This window comes from Wolbachia endosymbiont of Spodoptera picta (assembly GCF_018141665.1).
GTDB lineage: Bacteria > Pseudomonadota > Alphaproteobacteria > Rickettsiales > Anaplasmataceae > Wolbachia.
Window position 1 is genome coordinate 1,182,147 of sequence record NZ_CP067976.1, and the last position, 16,297, is coordinate 1,198,443.

Sequence of the window (16,297 nt, forward strand, 5' to 3'; positions counted from 1 at the left end):
AAAATTTTAGGAGCATAAGGATCATAAGTCAAGAATATCTTTACCCGAGTAACTTGACTACTGGAATCCAAGTATGTATTAAACCTTATTTAAATTATGAGCTATCACATTTTAAAATACAAAGATTATGAGCCAAAAAATGGATGAAAGTTCTTTTATCGCAGATGGTGTGCGTATCATAGGTAACGTTGAAATAGGAAGGAATGCGAGTATCTGGTTTAATTGTGTGATCAGAGGAGATGTTGGATCAATCAAAATAGGTGATGAAACGAATATTCAAGATGGCACCGTAATTCATGTAGATAGAAATCCAGGCGGTGACACGATTATTGGTAGTATGGTGACGGTTGGACATTTTTGTGTGTTGCATGCATGATACATGATAAAGCATTTATTGGTATGGGCTCTGTTATAATGGATCATGCGATTGTTGAGTCTGAAGCTATGGTAGCTGCTGGTTCACTGGTGACACATGGAAAAGTGATAAAAAGTGGTGAAGTATGGGCTGGCAGGCCAGCACAATTCTTCAAAAAAATGTCAAATGAAGAAATAAAACATATTACACAATCTGCACAAAATTATATCATGCTGATGAAAGAATATAAGGCTATATGCTAGGTTGAGAAATCTTCAGCTCTGATGAACATTCTACGTTAACTACTTCAAAAGTTTCTTCAACTATATAATGCTTATCAATATAAGGCTCAATCACTTTTTCAACTCTAGTTTGCTTATTAATACGCTGATTAATAAAACTACCTCTGACTATAATATCCTTTATTGGCCAGTTTGTTTCTGTTGGAGTACCTGATGATTTAGCTGCAAGTTTTATCAGTTCTGATGTTAGAAAAAGAGATATAGTATTGTTTGAGTTAAGAGAGAAATTTACATGACTCCTGCAGTATTCAAGCGATTTGCCCACTGGATAATCTGGTATTTCACCTACAACCTTTCTTATTAGCCAATTGCACTCTTTGGTAAGTATGCTTGCTTCTTTTGGAACTTGTAGCGGTATTATAATATCATTGCTAATTCTATTTTCTTCTTGAGAAAAAAGTTCGGTGTAAGCTCCTTTTTTACTGTGTTTCTCAAATATTGAGATATTCAGAGTGTAATTCTATTCGATTTTTCTGATCATTTTCTAAGACAAACGTATATTTATCACCATTTTGCTTAAGTTCGCATAACTTAAATTTACTAAGGTCAGAGTCTGGAAATGGCTTTTCAATTTCAAAAGCAAGTGTAAGAGTGTGCGTTGTGTGATCAAATTCATTTTTTTCTTGTAGACCATCTTGTAGACTATAGTACTTATTTTTTTCATATTCCTTTTTTTCTCTATTAGCATTAACTTCCTGTTCAAAAACTTTCAACAGCATAAAAAAATTCTTCTTCATCTAGCTCTTCTCCTGTTAGAGCATCCTCAAACACATCCTGTTCATCCTCTAAATCAATCTCATTACCTTTCGTTTCTATTTTATTCTCTATACTTATTTTTTTTGTATGGTCATTTCCATTGCTAGCAGTTGTTTGATGATGTGTATCGTTAGTTTGAAAAAAGCTCTTTACTTTTGATATTAAGCTAATCCATGAAAGTCTGACTTGATTAAGTAGCCATTTAAAACTCTTCATTGTTTTACCTCAACCTAATTAGTAAAAATTGTAACAGAATAAATTAAATATGTCAATAAGATACACAAATTGTACTAACTGGGAATTAGTGGCAGCACTTAACATCTGTGTAAATTTTGACATAGGCGTTTTCTGCATTTTAACCAAATCAGTAAGGAGGACACCATTGATATTCTCCTTTTAGAAGCAACTTGAATAAAACTGATAAAGTTTGAATTAAAGTGTGATTAGGAAAGTGAGTGATGAGAACTCTTTATTTGGACTTCTTTTGATTCATCTATTTTAGTATTAGGTCTTAGTGCTTCATATGTAGCACCACCAGCTACGAGTGCAGATGCTGTAGCTATGCCAATTATTGCTAATATACTTAGTCTAGTTGTATGTTCAAGTATAGTACTTGCTACCAGCCCAACAGCAAGACCAACACCAATAACAGCAGTGTACAACATTCTAGGATTATTTGAATTAGGCATATAGCTCACTAACTCTCTGCAACACTTTTCTGATTCTTTCTTTATGTCCTCGAGCTTATTTAGATCTTCTTTTTCTATTTTAGCATTTAATTCTAGTTTCTTACATAATTCTTGCATTTCTTTTACTTGTTTTTCTAATTTTTTAAAAAAATTTATTATTTTTGTTCCTTGTAATTTTATTATTGTTTCCTTAAGTAGTAACGTTGATATTGGCATTGCTATTTCTTCTATCTCTTTTTCTGTTTTCCTTTCCAATTCCACTACTTTTTCTATTCCTTCTTCTGATATTTTAGTGTCTTTTTTTAGTTCTATTTCAAACTTTCTTTTTTTCAACTCTGATTTTGCTTCTTCTAATGATTCTAATACATTCCATAGCTTTTCACCAGAATTCTGGCTCCGTTTTGGTGACATATACTGACTGCCTTTGAACTTTTTTGGTGATATGGGCTGATTTTTACCATCTTTAAGCTTTTTTGAGTTTTCACCAGCACTTACTTTAGCCATAATAAACCTCACATATTAAATAATGCTATTACATAATATCTTTAAAGCTCAATGTCAAATAGTATCTTTACATAATATAACTCATAAACAGAAAATTTTAGTATAAAATGCCATATTTACTTTGTGCTATGGTTTGAGGTAGAATAACAACTTGCTTCAAATATGGAAAGGCAGTACAACTCTATAATCAAGTTACTGAACTCTCATTTACTCCTCTTTTTTTGTAAAACAATCTACAATTTATTAGAAGATCTTCAGATAGACGTTGATCATTGGTTGCGTTTTTACAGTGAGACAAGACCTCATTCTAGTAAATATTGTTATGGCGATGTAGACTTTCCTGAATAGAAAACATATTGCTTTTTAGAAAAATATTAGTAGCATTACATTAAGAAACTGATATTAGTTTTCAATTTTTCTGTTAGTTAATTCTTGCTTGCTAGGTTAAGTTGTCTCTGGTAACCATAATGGCAAATCTTGTTAATTTGAGGCGTGGATTTTAGCCTCTCTCATCCTTACATTAGTTACATATTCTTTCGCAGAGGGCTAATGATAGCAATGAATTTATTAGTAAAATTCAGTAATTTATAACTGACAATTAGAGCTGTTAATTAGCAACTCACTTTAAATAGGTTACTCAACTGTGACAGATTTAGCTAAATTTCTCGGACAATCTACATCTAACCCTTTTTTTTCTGCAATAGAATAAGCAAGAAATTGCATAGCAACACTGTAGATAATTGGAGAAACAAAATTGTCAACTTCTGGAAGTTGCACCACATCTATGCAAATTCCCTTTAAGAGCGGTGCTCCTTGCTTATCACTAAAGGCAATTACTTTACCTTTTCTTGCAATAATCTCTTGTATATTGGATAGCGTTTTAAAGAATAAATTATCGTAAGGAATAATTGCGATAACAAGTACAGTAGAGTCTATCAAAGCGATAGAACCGTGCTTCATTTCTCCCGCTGCAATACCAATTGTGTTGATATATGAAAGCTCTTTTATCTTCAATGCACCTTCCATTGCAACTCCATATGAGCTTCCTCTCCCAATTATAATTATATTATTGTGCTCTAATATACTGCCTGATATATGTTGTATTTCCATCACATTCAAAACATGCTCAACATGTTCGGGAATAGAATTAATAGCACCGCTTAGTTCCTTTATCCTCTCTCTACCCAGTATACCTTTTATTTTTCCAAGTTCTACAGCAAAGCATGCTAAAATTGCAAGCTGCGTAGAAAAGGTTTTTGTCGAAGCAACACCAATCTCAGGTCCAGCAAGAGTATGCAATATAATATCTGAGGCTTTTTCTATGCTGCTATTAAATGTATTAATTATGCTAATGATCATTTGTTTCTGCAATCTCGCATAACGTAGTGCTTCCATAGTATCTGCAGTTTCACCAGATTGAGAAATGAATAAGCCAATACTACCTTCTTCGAGCTTGACGCTGCTATACCTAAATTCTGACGAGATTTCTAGATATACCCGAATTTGAGCAATACTTTCCAGCCAACACTTTGCTATTAGTCCAGCAAAATAGGATGAACCGCATCCAACTATAGTAATGTAACCTAGTTCAGAAAATAATTCTTTGTTGATTTCTTTATATTGTTTATAAAATTGATTTATTGTTTTGTTTAATGCATATGGTTGCTCAAAAATTTCTTTTAGCATAAAGCTAGGGTAACCATTTTTACTAATTAGAAAATTTCTTGGACTGCTATTTTCTGTTCTACGTTTAACTTGTGTACCATTATTATATATACTAAATTCGTTGGATTTTATTACTGCAATATCATTATCTTCTAAATGCAATATTTTTTCTACAAATGAACTCAAAGCATTAGTATCAGAGGCAGCAAATACTTTATTACAGTTATATCCTATTGCTAAAGGCAAATTTCTTTTTGCAACAAATAAAGTATCTGGATATTCTGCAAATAATAAAGCCAAAGCAAGTGAACCTTGTAAATTGTTTAGACACTGTAATATAGAATCAACTGGTGACAATCCTTCATTAAGATATGCAGTTAATATGTTTGGTATTACTTCTGTATCAGTGTCGGTATGAAAAGATACTCCCTTTTCCTCCAGATCCTTTTTTAATATATTGTAATTTTCAATCATGCCATTATGAGCAACAACAACATTATTTATATAAATGGGATGAGCATTTTTAAGATTTGGAACTCCATGTGTAGCCCAACGAGTATGTGCTATACCAACTTTGCTACTAGATATCTTGCTCTCATGAACAACTTCACATAATCTTTCAACTTTACCTTCTGATTTTTTGACTTCTATCTTACCTCTATTATTTATAATTGCTATACCTGAAGAGTCATACCCTCTGTATTCCAATTTTTGCAACGCGGTTAGTAAAGTTGGTATTACTGAATCACCGCTACTTACTATACCTAGTATTCCACACACTTCGTAAATTATGAAGCATTTTTGTCTTTTTTACTTTCCTCTAGTTTATTTTTCTTGCCATTCTTTTCAACTTTGCTTTTTTCAATAGATTTAGCTACTGGCTTTTGAATTTCTTTATTTAAGATTTCAGATATAGCAGACTTTAGGATTTTTATTTCAATTTTTGGTGCTATTTCTAGTATTAGTTGTGCATTTACTTCGTCAACTTTGTTTACTTCACCTATTATTCCACTAGAAGTAATAACCGTATCACCACGTTTTATTTGATCTATCATCCTTCTATGTTCTTTTAGTTTTTTGTGATTGGGGCGAATAATGAGAAAATAAAATACTACAAATATTAAAATGAGTGGAATAAAGCTAGCAACAGATGCTGATACATTGTTAGTCGCATCTGCCGCAAAAACCTCAGAAATAAACATATTTAATCCCAATTATTAACGATAAAATTAAATAGATTAAGCAGCAATTACAATATCATGTCAAGTCTCTGAAAGAAATTAATTCAAATTAATAAGAAACTTAAAGAATTTTAAGGTGTTTCTGCTGTAATGGCGGGAGTGATGAGACTTGAACTCACGACCTCATGCGTGACAGGCATGCGCTCTAACCAACTGAGCTACACCCCCCATTGCTTTTTAACGTTTGCAACTTTAAAGCTAATCAACGTGTTGCCACTTGTCAATATTTTTTGTTTGCGCTTTTTTGTCTTTTTTATTACTATGTAAATAACTTAATTTCACACATGGCTTATGCAAATAGTCCCATTAGGGTTATGCCATGGAAGGTAAACTATTTGGAGGAGTAAATATGATAAATTTGCCTAAAGTTACTATACGTGATTTAGCTGAATCTGGTGTGCATTTTGGCCATAAAGTTAGTCGCTGGAATGCGAAAATGGCCCCATATATATATGGTATACATCAACAGAATCGTATACACATAATAGACTTACGAAAAACATTACCATTGTTAGAGGTGGCGATGAAAGCTTTATACGATGTTGCATCTCAAGATGGTCGCATTTTATTTGTTGGTACGAAATTTCAAGCTTTAGATATTGTTGCAAGTGAAGCAGTTCGTTGTGGTCAGTATTATGTAAATGATCGATGGCTTGGTGGTATGCTTACTAATTGGAACACTGTTTCTTCTTCGATAAAAACTTTGATACAATATGAGAAAATATCCAATGATGAAGATAGCATCTTAACAAAAAAAGAATTAGGAAACATTGAAAAGAAAAGAAAAAAGCTTGATAAAGAATTGGGTGGAATTAGAGAAATGGGAGCAGTTCCTGATATTTTATTTATTATTGATACTAACAAAGAGCATATAGCGGTTAAAGAGGCTAAAAAACTGGGTATTCCTGTAGTTGGAGTACTTGATACCAATTCTGACCCAGATGGTATTGCCTATCCTATACCAGGAAATGATGATTCAAGAAAATCAATAGAGCTCTATTGTAAATTAGTTGCTGATTCTATATTAGCTGGAATAGAGTCTAGTTTGACAAGGTCTAGAGTTAAGGATGATGAGCTTATTCAAGAAAAAGAAGAGGATACTGTGCAAACTAAAAAGAAGCGTATTAAGGTTGAAACAGAAAGGGAGGTAATAGTAAGTAAATGAAGATGGATTCAAGTAGTATAAGGGAATTACGCGATAGAACAGGGCTTGGCTTAAGCGATTGTAAGAAAGCGTTAGAAGAGTGCGATGGTGATATTAAGAAAGCCGTTGATAGGTTACGTACAATAGGATTTGCTAAAGCTGACAAAAAGTCTGATAGAGTAGCTTCGGATGGGCTTATTGCTATGTGCTTGGCTAAAAATTATGGTGTATTGGTTAAAGTCAATTGTGAAACTGATTTTGTTGCTAGAAATGAGAAGTTCATAGCATTAGTTTCAAATTTAGCATCAATTGCTTGTCAAGAACGTTGTACTAGTCTTGATGAGTTAAAAAATGCCAAATATGAAGATGTTGGTACAGTGCAGGAAGCTATTATGAGTGGTACATCGGTTCTTGGTGAGAAGTTAGAGTTAAGCAATCTTTGCTACCTAGAGACTAAGGATGGGATTATTGCTGGCTATGTACATGGTGATATGAATGGCTTAGGTAAGATTGGTGCTTTAGTAGCATTGCAATCATCTGGTGATAAACAAGAGATTGGAAAGCAAATAGCTATGCATGTAGTTGCTATGAAACCTGAAGCTTTATCTATAGATGATTTAGATCAAGAAAAATTAAACAATGAGCGTTCTATAATTGAGGAGCAAGTAAAGAGCTTAAATAAACCTGAAGAGGTAGCGAAAAAAATAGTAGATGGACGAATGGCTAAATACTATGAAGAAGTTGTTCTGCTAGAGCAGAAGTTTATAAAAGATGATAAAATGAAGATTGCTGGTTTTATAGAATCAAGTGCTGTTAAATTAGCTAATTATAAGTTACTTACTTTGGATGGTGCAAATAAGTAACAAAACTTCAGAAGTAAAATACCCCAGAGTGTTATTCAAAATCTCTGGGGAGGCTTTGATGGGATCAAAGCTATTTGGCCATGATATGGAAGTGATAGATAAACTATCCAAAGACATAGTTGAAGTTTGTAATCTCGGAGTTCAAGTTTGTATTGTTGTTGGTGGTGGGAATATTTTTCGTGGTGCATCAGCATCTTTAAGTGGCTGTGAAAGAGCAAGCAGTGATTATATTGGAATGCTTGGCACTGTCATTAATGCTTTAATTTTGCAAAATTTTTTAGAAAAAAGCTCTATAGTCTCTAGGGTGTTGTCTGCTATACCTATGACTACTATATGTGAGCCTTATATAAGAAGGAAGGCTATTCATCATTTAGAAGAGGGCAGGGTGATAATTTTTGCAGCAGGAACGGGTAATCCATTTTTTACTACGGATACAGCTGCAGCTTTACGCGCTGTTGAAATGAATTGTAATGTTATTTTAAAAGGTACGCAAGTAAGTGGCGTGTATTCTGCTGATCCAAAAAAAAATGAGAATGCTGTAATGTACGATAGGCTTTCTTACACAGATTTGTTAACTCGTGATTTGAAGGTTATGGATGCGTCAGCAATTTCACTTGCTCGTGAAAATTCTATTCCAATTGTAGTTTTTTCTTTGAAAAGTGAAAAAATGGTCAATATTATTAGAGGTCAAGGTACTTATACTATAGTCTCAGATTATAAACATTAGGTAAATTATGTTAAACGAAATAAAAGCTAAAACAAGAGAAAGAATGCTAAAAACTATTCAGTCTTTTCATGATGATATGAAAGGTGTACGTACTGGTAGAGCTAACTCATCATTACTTGATGGTATAGTTGTAAATATCTATGGTGGACATCAAAAACTGAACCAAGTTGCAGGCGTTTCAGCTATAGATAACAAAACTCTATCAGTTAAAGTTTGGGATGCTACTGTTATCGGTGAAGTAAAAAATGCGATAATCAATGCTAACCTGAATTTAAATCCTGTTGTTGAAGGAAATACTATACGTATAGTTCTTCCAGACTTAACACAAGAAACCCGTGAGAAGTTAGTGAAGTTATTGCATCAATTTTCTGAAAATGCACGAGTTGCGATTAGAAATATACGCAGAGATATTATGGAAGAAATAGAGGAAATGAAGAAAAATAAGGAAATCTCAGAAGATGATTTTCATGTTGCCAAAAAGGAAATACAAAACATTACTGATGATAATGTAAAAAAAGTCGATGACGACTTATCTATTAAAGAAAAGGATATATTGCATCATTAAGTTAATATGGAAGAATTTTCAGTGTTGAAAAACATACAAGGATTCGATACATATGCAACTGTATGAATGCTGTGATTCAGATCTCATCATTACGCACACATTTGATCGTTATACCTTTTGAAATCTAGAAAAAAAGCTTTTCAGTTTGATTTTTTATTACGATAATTAAGTTTACACTCTTGAGCGAAAACGATGCTGAAACGCCTTTTCCTTATTTTTGCATTTGTATTACTCATCCCACTGTCAAATGTTGATGCCAGAAGATATATCAGAATTGTTGGATCTTCAACTGTTTTTCCTTTTATCTCATTTATATCTGAAGAATTCAGCCGTATATTTTCCTTTAAAACTCCGGTTGTAGAATCGATAGGAAGTGGATCAGGGTTCAAAATGTTTTGTTCAGGAATAGGGGAAGGCACACCAGATATCACTACTTCATCTCGCCCTATGAAGGAAGTAGAGAGAGAATTATGTAAAAGAAATAAAGTGAATGAAGTAATAGAGATCATAATTGGCTATGATGGAATTGTTATTGCAAATTCAAATCAAAGCCATAGATTTGATTTTACAAAAAATGACCTGTTTGAAACTTTATCTTCATATTCTGAAGACAATGATAGATTAGTAAAGAATAACAAGAAATTTTGGTCTGATGTAAATCAAGCTCTACCAAAAACAGAAATTAAAATCTATGGCCCACATCAAAATACAGGTACACATGAAACTTTGATTAATTTTATTATGCTTGATCAATATTCATGTATGAACTCAAGGATTTTCAAAGAGAATTATCAAGACCAAGAAAAAAGAAAGAAAGCATGTAGTAATATCAGAGATGATGGAAGATATATAGAAGTTGGAATTAATGAAAACATAATAATACAAAAGTTGAAGAGCAATAAAAATGCTTTAGGAATATTTAGCTTCAGCTTTTTAGCGAAAAACCAAGATGAGATTCAAGGAAGCATAATCGCAGGAATTGAGCCAACTTATAAAAATATATCATCGGGGGAGTATATGTTAGCAAGGCCTTTATATCTTTATATCAAGAAAGAACACTTAGATACTGTTGATGGATTAAGGGAATTCATTAGAGAAGTTGTAGACTCTATTAGTACTGAAGGTGGATATCTATCTAGGCTTGGTCTAATTCCACTTTCAAGTGAAAATATGAAGAAAGTCTTGGAAAAGGTTCGTGATATAATATGATGACTTTGATATTTTTTTATTCTGGATACTAGGTTAACAATAGAACGTTTAAATTTCTTGTTTTTATTGTTATCATACTTAGCTTTCCTAAGCACTCATTTACTACAAAAACTTTCTACGAAATATAACAGGCTCTATTTGTGCTCACTTTAGAAAGTTGCGCGTTTTGCAGAACACATTTGGTGATAGGTTTCTCTATGGCTATTTCACAATTTTCTTTTATGCTTTTTTGTTCTTTGTAATCCTTAACTTCTTGAATAAAATCTTCAAGCCACTTCTCACTACCTATCTTGGCATGCCGTTGTTGCTCACCTTTAAGAAGTTTTATTACAGCTGCATCTTGATTTTCAGGCACTCTTTGATATTTAAGCCACAAGTCACGAATATCAGGAGAAGCTTTTTTCAAATGAGCTTCAAAGGTTGCTTTTGTGTCTTTTGTACTTTCTTCTTGTTGATCTTGATGGAATTTAAACCAGAAATCGCGAATCTCAGGAGAAGCTTTATCCCAAAGAAGTTTAGTAATTTCTTTTATATTTCTCAGATCTTCTTGTTTCAATCTTTTACCATCACCTATATATCGTTTATTAAGACCAACTTGCAGAGGATAAAGTAAAAGGGTAGTTTTGCTCTGTGAATGTATAGGTCTATTTAAAATCATTGCTAGATTTGTATCACAATCTTCTAATACTGCTTTAACTTTTTTAACATCTAAATAATCTATTGTTTGACGTAATTTGTGGTGAAGATCACTTATTCTCTTTAAGTTTTTCACTTTTTGCATATGCGAATCATCACTTCCTTTCGCTTCTTGTATAGCTATATCACACGAAATACTCTCAATTTTTTGCTCCATTTTCTGTATACATTGATTAATTTCCTTTTGATTTTTTTGGAATATAATAAATTGTGAAGTGGTACAAGGATTAGGTAGATCGCCTTTAAACTCTTCTTGTATATTACTAGGTAATTCGTTTTTCAAAACTTCTTGTATATCGCTATCGTGATTATTTTTTATATTCTCAAAGTTGCCTTTTATAGCTTCACTAATTAATGAATCTCGAATTTTTTTTTGTCTGTCAGTTAATAACATACCTTACCTCTATCTCTTATGGCAAATTTAGCGCTATAATTATACTTATTTATAATCAAGTCAAGAGAAAAAATTAGCAAAGCGGTTGAAGTTTTAATAACATATAGCTTTCAAAGTACTGTCTATGGAAAGTCTGCAAGTTTTACGTTCAATTGCGTTTATTGTGGGAATTTTTCTATTGTTGTTTGGCGTAGCAATGCTTATTCCTGCTATTACTAATAATTATCTAGGTTACGAATGGAAAAATTTTCTGGTTGGATTTATAGTTACCTGCATATTTAGTGCGATTTTTATTCTATTGGGTAAACTAAGTAGGTTACATGGAATGCCGGCAATTTTTGCGATTACCAGTTGTACCTGGATTGCATTATCTCTATTTGCAGCTATTCCATTTTATCTTGATAGTTTAAGCTACATTGATGCACTGTTTGAAGCAGTATCTGGGATTACAACCACAGGAGCAACTGTTCTAAGTTACATCGAGCAACAATCTCCGGGGATACTACTGTGGAGAGCAATGCTGCACGGTATAGGTGGTTTTGGAGTAATTACAGTAGGAATTGCAATTTTTCCCATATTTAAGGTTTTGAGCTTAAATAATTTACTCTATTCTGAGTACTCAGATGCTCTTAAAAGAAAGTTACCACATACGCGAAGCGTAGTAATACATATTGCAGAAATATATTACTGCCTAATTTTATTGTGCATATTTTCCTACTATCTAGCTGGCATGCCATTATTTGACGCAGTATGTCACGGAATGTCCTCTGTATCAACTGGTGGATTTGCTAACTATAACGATTCTATAGGCTACTACAATAACCCTATATTGGAGGTCATAACAATTATCTTTATGATTTTAGGCTCTTTACCTTTTCTGAGCTATTTAAAAATTATAAGACGATTAGACGTTTGTTATGATGAACAGGTCTCTTACTTTATTAAGATAGTTGTTATCTCATCTTTGCTTGCTTGTTTTTGGTTATATAAAAATTTTGACTTAGGAGTATTTTTATCATTTAGGTACAGCACATTCACCATTACCTCCTTTATCACATCAACTGGCTATGTAATGTGCAACTACTTGAATTGGAGCTTTATTTCAGTCTTAGCTTTCTTTTCAGCCTTTATTGGTGGATGTGGTGGTTCTGCTAGTGGTGGAATCAAAATCTTCCGTTTAGTCATTTTTCTAAAATCTATAAGGAATTACTTTAGCTCTTTATTAAATCCAAGTGAAAGCGATAGAGTAAAACTCAATGGTAAAATACTGGAAAATGATGAAGTTCAATCCGTCTTTACGTTTTTTGCGATTTACATGTTAACGTTCACTATATCATCAATAGTGATGTCTTACTTGAGCAATGCGGACTTTATAATTAGCATCAGCTCTGTTTCTGCAATGCTTACAAATTCTGGCCCAGGGTTTAGTAACCTAATAGGTCCTTCAGGTAATTATTCCTCCTTTAGTGGTGGAGTAAAGCTATTTCTATCGTTTTTGATGCTGCTTGGCAGGCTTGAAATATTGCCAATTTATTTTTGTATAGGTAGTTTATACTGGAAACTTTGCCATTCAAGAGTGTAACGCGAATTCAGGTTTACATTTAAATTCTATTACATATTATTATAAGTATTACAAAACTTTAAAGGACAATTATGGCAGTTATGCCAGATAAATGGATAAGGGAAAAGGCTGAAAACTCTAGAATGATAGAGCCTTTTGTGAATCATAAAAGCAGTAAGGGTGTTGTATCTTTCGGATTATCATCTTATGGCTATGATGCAAGAGTTAGTAATAAGTTTAAGATTTTTACTAATGTTAATTCAGCTATTGTAGACCCCAAGAATTTTTCTGAGAATAGTTTCATAGATAAGGAAACAGATGTATGTATAATCCCACCAAATAGTTTTGTACTTGCCAGCACGGTGGAATATTTTCGTATACCAAAGAATGTACTGGTAATTTGTGTTGGTAAATCAACTTATGCAAGATGTGGTATTATAGTAAACGTCACACCTTTAGAGCCTGGGTGGGAAGGTCACGTCACACTTGAATTCTCTAACACTACTCCACTTCCTGCAAAAATTTACGCTAATGAAGGAGCATGCCAATTTGTGTTTTTAAGCGGCGAAAGTGAATGCGAGAAATCATACGATGATATGAAAGGAAAATATATGAATCAACATGGTATCACTTTGCCGTTAGTTAAGTGATTACTTTAGATAAAGCTAGATATTGATTCTTTGTATTGAAGATTAGCAAAATTTTCTTTTATTAGTTCATCACATTTTTTATCACCTAAAACTGCACGTGCAGAGTGATTTTTAAATGATTCTATAAAGCTAATAAAGAAATTTGTAGAAGGATTACTTAAAGCTTTTGCAACTTCTTTTTTTTCTTCATCATTGGCAAGCTGATTAAATAATTCTTCACCTTTTTTTTGTAGCTCATTTTGAAATTCTTGTTTTACAGTAGCCTTATCCGCTCTTTGCAAGAAGGAAAACTCTTCAAAAGTGTACAAGGAAGAGACAATACTGTTAAAGGTATCAGTAAAACATGCACTGCCAACAAGTACTCCGTATTCTGTTTGCGATTCTACTAAATGTTTAACCAGTTGATATTTTCTCTGTGATATGCGGGTATTAATATCTATATTATTATCAGTACTTTTTTTATTTTTATCCTTACAAGCTTTCCAAACCAAACTTAAAACTTGCTTCAATCTTAATCCACTTCCACTATGTGAATCAGGGTCATTTTTTATACGCTTTAGGCACTCAAGCGCATGTTTTTGCTCATCTGCTGTGAGTTGATCTTTATCTACAGCTTTTTGTGTGCCATTTGCTATGCACTCTAACTGATCAATAAATCCTTCTATTTCCTTTATAAACTTATCATCAACATAAGGCTCGCCATAGTTTTCTTTTAGCTTTTGAACGTTAATATTAATTGCATCATTTACATTAGTATCATGCGTTGTTTGTGGGATACGCGCTGCCTCCATAAATGCTTCAGTTCTTTGATCTAACCATTCTGGTAATTTGCCTCCTGCAAGAACATATAGCTTACTCAATGCTTGAGCGACTAGAGTTAATGCTAGAACAAGAACAATAGATGCTATGAGTAATACTACAGCTAAACCAATGACTAGCCACCTCACAGGGGCTAGTAAAATATCTCTTAATTTTGACGTTCTTTGTATGTTACCTGGTGTATTTACTACCACTGGCATAATTAATTTTAAATAGTATCACTATCGTCAATATATTATATTTCTCTTATTTTGTCAACTCACATTTCTACTTCTGTACTTTTTCATTCTTTCTTCTAATTACTATAGATGCATTTCTTTATTAATTGATATCCTCTCAAGCAGCTAAAACTGATTGCATTCGCCTAGTTACAAAAAAATGTCTGTGCTAAAACATGCTCATATATAGCTCTTTTTCTAATAGTTTGAATAGCTGGATATTCTTTCTGGCTCAATTTTTTATAGCAAACCAATGGTTTGATTAAAATCAGGAGAATATGGAGGCAGATATATAACTTCAGCACCGATACTTTTAACAAATTCACTTATTTTCTATAAAAAGTTGCATTATCCAAAATCACCCAGCAATAAAGCTTGAACTAGCTATTAAAAACGTCTGTATCGCAGTAGCCTTCAAAAATCATAGGCGCCATAATTTTTCCCTTATTCAAAGCTGCAATCATACTAATACGCTGACTTTTGTGTTATCAATTCCAGATTAGTCGATATATACAAGAATTTCAGTGTTTTTTGTTGCTATGAGTTTTTTAAGCTCAGCACGTTTTTTCTGCGTCCTTAAATAGTCCTAATTTTAATTTGTTTTGAATTTAAAGTCTTTCGTTAGGTTTGCAGAATACATTTCCTTATTATCTTGGTTATAGAAAGTAAATTTGTGATCGTCTAAACCTAATATTGCAAAGCCAAAGCCGAAAAAGTTTCTAACTTCGTGTGCTAAGTAATTTCTACTATTTGGATAGTTAAATTCTACGTTTTGATAAACAGGTTCTTGATCTTGAGCGTGTAATAATGCACCGCCGTTTCCAACTATAATCTGATCTGGAACATTATCCATTAATAAAATCTGGGCTATATGAATGTGGCCAGAAACTATGGTAGTAACATTGCTTGGAAATTTATCTCCAAAAGCTTCAATTTGTGTAAGATTACCATGGCTTTTTAATGTCAAAAATTCTTTTTTTGGAGATCTCCAAAGTGGTTTATGAGTCAAAAACCACGTGGGCTTATCTTGTATCAATTTATCAAACTGCCTCTCAAAAGCATCAACTGTGCTTTGGGTTGTAAAAATTTCCTCACCGGATGAAGAGTCGAAGATAAAAAACTTCATCGGCCCAGCATCTAAGAACCAACTGGAAATAAGATCTTCACATTTTTGAGGGAAAAAGGGGTATGAATCTAAATATCTGAACCATCCTTCATAAGCTCTATTACAACTCTCATGATTTCCACGAACAAAAAGAAAAGGAGATTGTGTTAAAATATCTTTTGCAGGCTCAAACCAATCAGCGTACCAAGCTTCTTTGCTATATCCATAAATATCGCCGCACTTTTTTGTGTTTCTACATTTTGTTTGTCTATAATGATAATCACCAACATGGATAATTAAATCTGGTTTATGAAAAGCGATTGAATCTAAATTTTTTTTCAAAGGCCAGTTATCTACAGAATTACATTCTTGCTGAAATAACATATTTATTCTACATCCTGTATCGCCAATGAAGGCAATTTTGCTGATCTTTTCCGCTAATACGGGAACTTTTATATTGTCAATACTAATGTTTTGAGCATTTGTTTCTACTATCAGTTCACAAACTGTTTCGGTATTGTTAATTGAGCTGCGATTTAGCATTTCTACTGCCTTATTATCGACGTAAGCAATGGGACACATGTTATTGTCTATAATCGCACGTATGCTTAATTTATTTTCTGGAATGATTTGAGACCATGTGTACAATATTTGTGCATGAGTGGGGTAAAAGCTAATTGTAAGAGATAGAATTAAAAAAATGAAGATATTAGCTATTTTCATTTGTATAAAGACCTAAATTAAGAATTAGCAGTAAGATTATCTTAAATGATTAAAGTTTGTAACCATAAAATTCATAGTTAAATTATACAGGCATTTCCTAAATTATCCTAG

The 16,297-nt window shown here is 32.8% G+C and carries 13 protein-coding genes, 1 tRNA gene and 4 pseudogenes; 9 read left to right on the forward strand and 9 right to left on the reverse strand.

Annotated features, from left to right (window positions below; all coding sequences use genetic code 11):
* Nucleotides 1-96: 96 nt before the first annotated feature.
* A pseudogene (locus tag JKF54_RS05430) lies at nt 97-618 on the forward strand (gamma carbonic anhydrase family protein).
* On the opposite strand, the pseudogene JKF54_RS06785 reads toward JKF54_RS05430, so the two are convergent.
* Nucleotides 608-1,629: pseudogene (locus tag JKF54_RS06785) on the reverse strand (hypothetical protein). The pseudogenes JKF54_RS05430 and JKF54_RS06785 overlap by 11 nt on opposite strands.
* A gap of 227 nt (nt 1,630-1,856) precedes the next feature.
* Complete coding sequence (locus JKF54_RS05440) at nt 1,857-2,606, reverse strand: kinetochore Spc7 family protein (RefSeq protein ID WP_211907927.1); 750 nt, start codon at nt 2,604-2,606, stop codon at nt 1,857-1,859.
* Nucleotides 2,607-2,819: 213 nt separating this feature from the next.
* Between JKF54_RS05440 and JKF54_RS05445 the strand changes: the two are divergent.
* Nucleotides 2,820-2,973 (forward strand): annotated as a pseudogene (locus tag JKF54_RS05445) (IS481 family transposase); the annotation flags it as partial.
* Nucleotides 2,974-3,239: 266 nt separating this feature from the next.
* Here the strand turns inward: JKF54_RS05445 and glmS are convergent.
* From glmS to JKF54_RS05460, 3 genes are all read right to left on the reverse strand, one after another.
* Nucleotides 3,240-5,051, reverse strand: coding sequence for a glutamine--fructose-6-phosphate transaminase (isomerizing) (gene glmS / locus JKF54_RS05450; protein WP_211907929.1), 1,812 nt, complete (start codon nt 5,049-5,051; stop codon nt 3,240-3,242).
* Between the two features lie 8 nt (nt 5,052-5,059).
* Nucleotides 5,060-5,473, reverse strand: coding sequence for a preprotein translocase subunit YajC (gene yajC / locus JKF54_RS05455; protein WP_006012489.1), 414 nt, complete (start codon nt 5,471-5,473; stop codon nt 5,060-5,062).
* 130 nt (nt 5,474-5,603) lie between these two features.
* Nucleotides 5,604-5,680 (reverse strand) — tRNA-Asp (locus tag JKF54_RS05460).
* Nucleotides 5,681-5,861: 181 nt separating this feature from the next.
* Between JKF54_RS05460 and rpsB the strand changes: the two genes are divergently transcribed.
* From rpsB to JKF54_RS05485, 5 genes are all read left to right on the forward strand, one after another.
* Nucleotides 5,862-6,677 (forward strand): 30S ribosomal protein S2, encoded by an 816-nt coding sequence (gene rpsB / locus JKF54_RS05465; protein ID WP_211908765.1) that lies wholly within the window; start codon nt 5,862-5,864, stop codon nt 6,675-6,677.
* Nucleotides 6,674-7,519 carry a translation elongation factor Ts gene (tsf, locus tag JKF54_RS05470; RefSeq protein WP_211907931.1) on the forward strand — a complete coding sequence of 282 codons (846 nt, stop codon included), beginning with the start codon at nt 6,674-6,676 and terminating at the stop codon, nt 7,517-7,519. Before rpsB ends, tsf begins: the two co-directional genes overlap by 4 nt.
* Entirely contained in the window at nt 7,503-8,246 is a 744-nt protein-coding gene (pyrH, locus tag JKF54_RS05475; protein WP_211907933.1) for a UMP kinase, read from the forward strand. Before tsf ends, pyrH begins: the two co-directional genes overlap by 17 nt.
* Before the next feature lie 7 nt (nt 8,247-8,253).
* On the forward strand, nt 8,254-8,811 hold the full coding sequence (gene frr / locus JKF54_RS05480) for a ribosome recycling factor (RefSeq protein WP_211907935.1): 558 nt from the start codon (nt 8,254-8,256) through the stop codon (nt 8,809-8,811).
* Between the two features lie 192 nt (nt 8,812-9,003).
* Nucleotides 9,004-10,020, forward strand: coding sequence for a substrate-binding domain-containing protein (locus JKF54_RS05485; RefSeq protein WP_211907937.1), 1,017 nt, complete (start codon nt 9,004-9,006; stop codon nt 10,018-10,020).
* A 115-nt stretch (nt 10,021-10,135) separates the two neighbouring features.
* On the opposite strand, the gene JKF54_RS05490 is transcribed toward JKF54_RS05485, so the two are convergent.
* Nucleotides 10,136-11,110 carry a hypothetical protein gene (locus tag JKF54_RS05490; protein WP_211907939.1) on the reverse strand — a complete coding sequence of 325 codons (975 nt, stop codon included), beginning with the start codon at nt 11,108-11,110 and terminating at the stop codon, nt 10,136-10,138.
* Nucleotides 11,111-11,234: 124 nt separating this feature from the next.
* Here JKF54_RS05490 and JKF54_RS05495 point away from each other — a divergent pair, with 124 nt between their 5' ends.
* Together JKF54_RS05495 and dcd are read left to right on the forward strand one after the other, a co-directional pair.
* Complete coding sequence (locus JKF54_RS05495; protein WP_211907941.1) at nt 11,235-12,692, forward strand: TrkH family potassium uptake protein; 1,458 nt, start codon at nt 11,235-11,237, stop codon at nt 12,690-12,692.
* 71 nt (nt 12,693-12,763) lie between these two features.
* Entirely contained in the window at nt 12,764-13,321 is a 558-nt protein-coding gene (gene dcd / locus JKF54_RS05500; RefSeq protein WP_211907943.1) for a dCTP deaminase, read from the forward strand.
* Nucleotides 13,322-13,326: 5 nt separating this feature from the next.
* Here dcd and JKF54_RS05505 read toward each other — a convergent pair whose 3' ends face one another.
* The 3 genes and pseudogenes from JKF54_RS05505 to JKF54_RS05510 form a co-directional block, all read right to left on the reverse strand.
* Nucleotides 13,327-14,340 (reverse strand): hypothetical protein, encoded by a 1,014-nt coding sequence (locus JKF54_RS05505; protein ID WP_211907946.1) that lies wholly within the window; start codon nt 14,338-14,340, stop codon nt 13,327-13,329.
* A gap of 253 nt (nt 14,341-14,593) precedes the next feature.
* Nucleotides 14,594-14,935 (reverse strand): annotated as a pseudogene (locus JKF54_RS06555) (transposase); the annotation flags it as partial.
* A gap of 15 nt (nt 14,936-14,950) precedes the next feature.
* On the reverse strand, nt 14,951-16,186 hold the full coding sequence (locus tag JKF54_RS05510) for a metallophosphoesterase family protein (protein ID WP_211907948.1): 1,236 nt from the start codon (nt 16,184-16,186) through the stop codon (nt 14,951-14,953).
* Between the last annotated feature and the right edge of the window lie 111 nt (nt 16,187-16,297).

Coding starts and splice junctions, on each gene's coding strand:
- JKF54_RS05485 (WP_211907937.1), top strand. CDS start 9,004: ATGCTGAAACGCCTTTTCCTTATTTTTGCATTTGTATTACTCATCCCA.
- yajC (WP_006012489.1), bottom strand. CDS start 5,473: ATGTTTATTTCTGAGGTTTTTGCGGCAGATGCGACTAACAATGTATCA.
- JKF54_RS05490 (WP_211907939.1), bottom strand. CDS start 11,110: ATGTTATTAACTGACAGACAAAAAAAAATTCGAGATTCATTAATTAGT.
- tsf (WP_211907931.1), top strand. CDS start 6,674: ATGAAGATGGATTCAAGTAGTATAAGGGAATTACGCGATAGAACAGGG.
- pyrH (WP_211907933.1), top strand. CDS start 7,503: ATGGTGCAAATAAGTAACAAAACTTCAGAAGTAAAATACCCCAGAGTG.
- JKF54_RS05510 (WP_211907948.1), bottom strand. CDS start 16,186: ATGAAAATAGCTAATATCTTCATTTTTTTAATTCTATCTCTTACAATT.
- rpsB (WP_211908765.1), top strand. CDS start 5,862: ATGATAAATTTGCCTAAAGTTACTATACGTGATTTAGCTGAATCTGGT.
- dcd (WP_211907943.1), top strand. CDS start 12,764: ATGGCAGTTATGCCAGATAAATGGATAAGGGAAAAGGCTGAAAACTCT.
- JKF54_RS05505 (WP_211907946.1), bottom strand. CDS start 14,340: ATGCCAGTGGTAGTAAATACACCAGGTAACATACAAAGAACGTCAAAA.
- JKF54_RS05440 (WP_211907927.1), bottom strand. CDS start 2,606: ATGGCTAAAGTAAGTGCTGGTGAAAACTCAAAAAAGCTTAAAGATGGT.
- JKF54_RS05495 (WP_211907941.1), top strand. CDS start 11,235: ATGGAAAGTCTGCAAGTTTTACGTTCAATTGCGTTTATTGTGGGAATT.
- frr (WP_211907935.1), top strand. CDS start 8,254: ATGTTAAACGAAATAAAAGCTAAAACAAGAGAAAGAATGCTAAAAACT.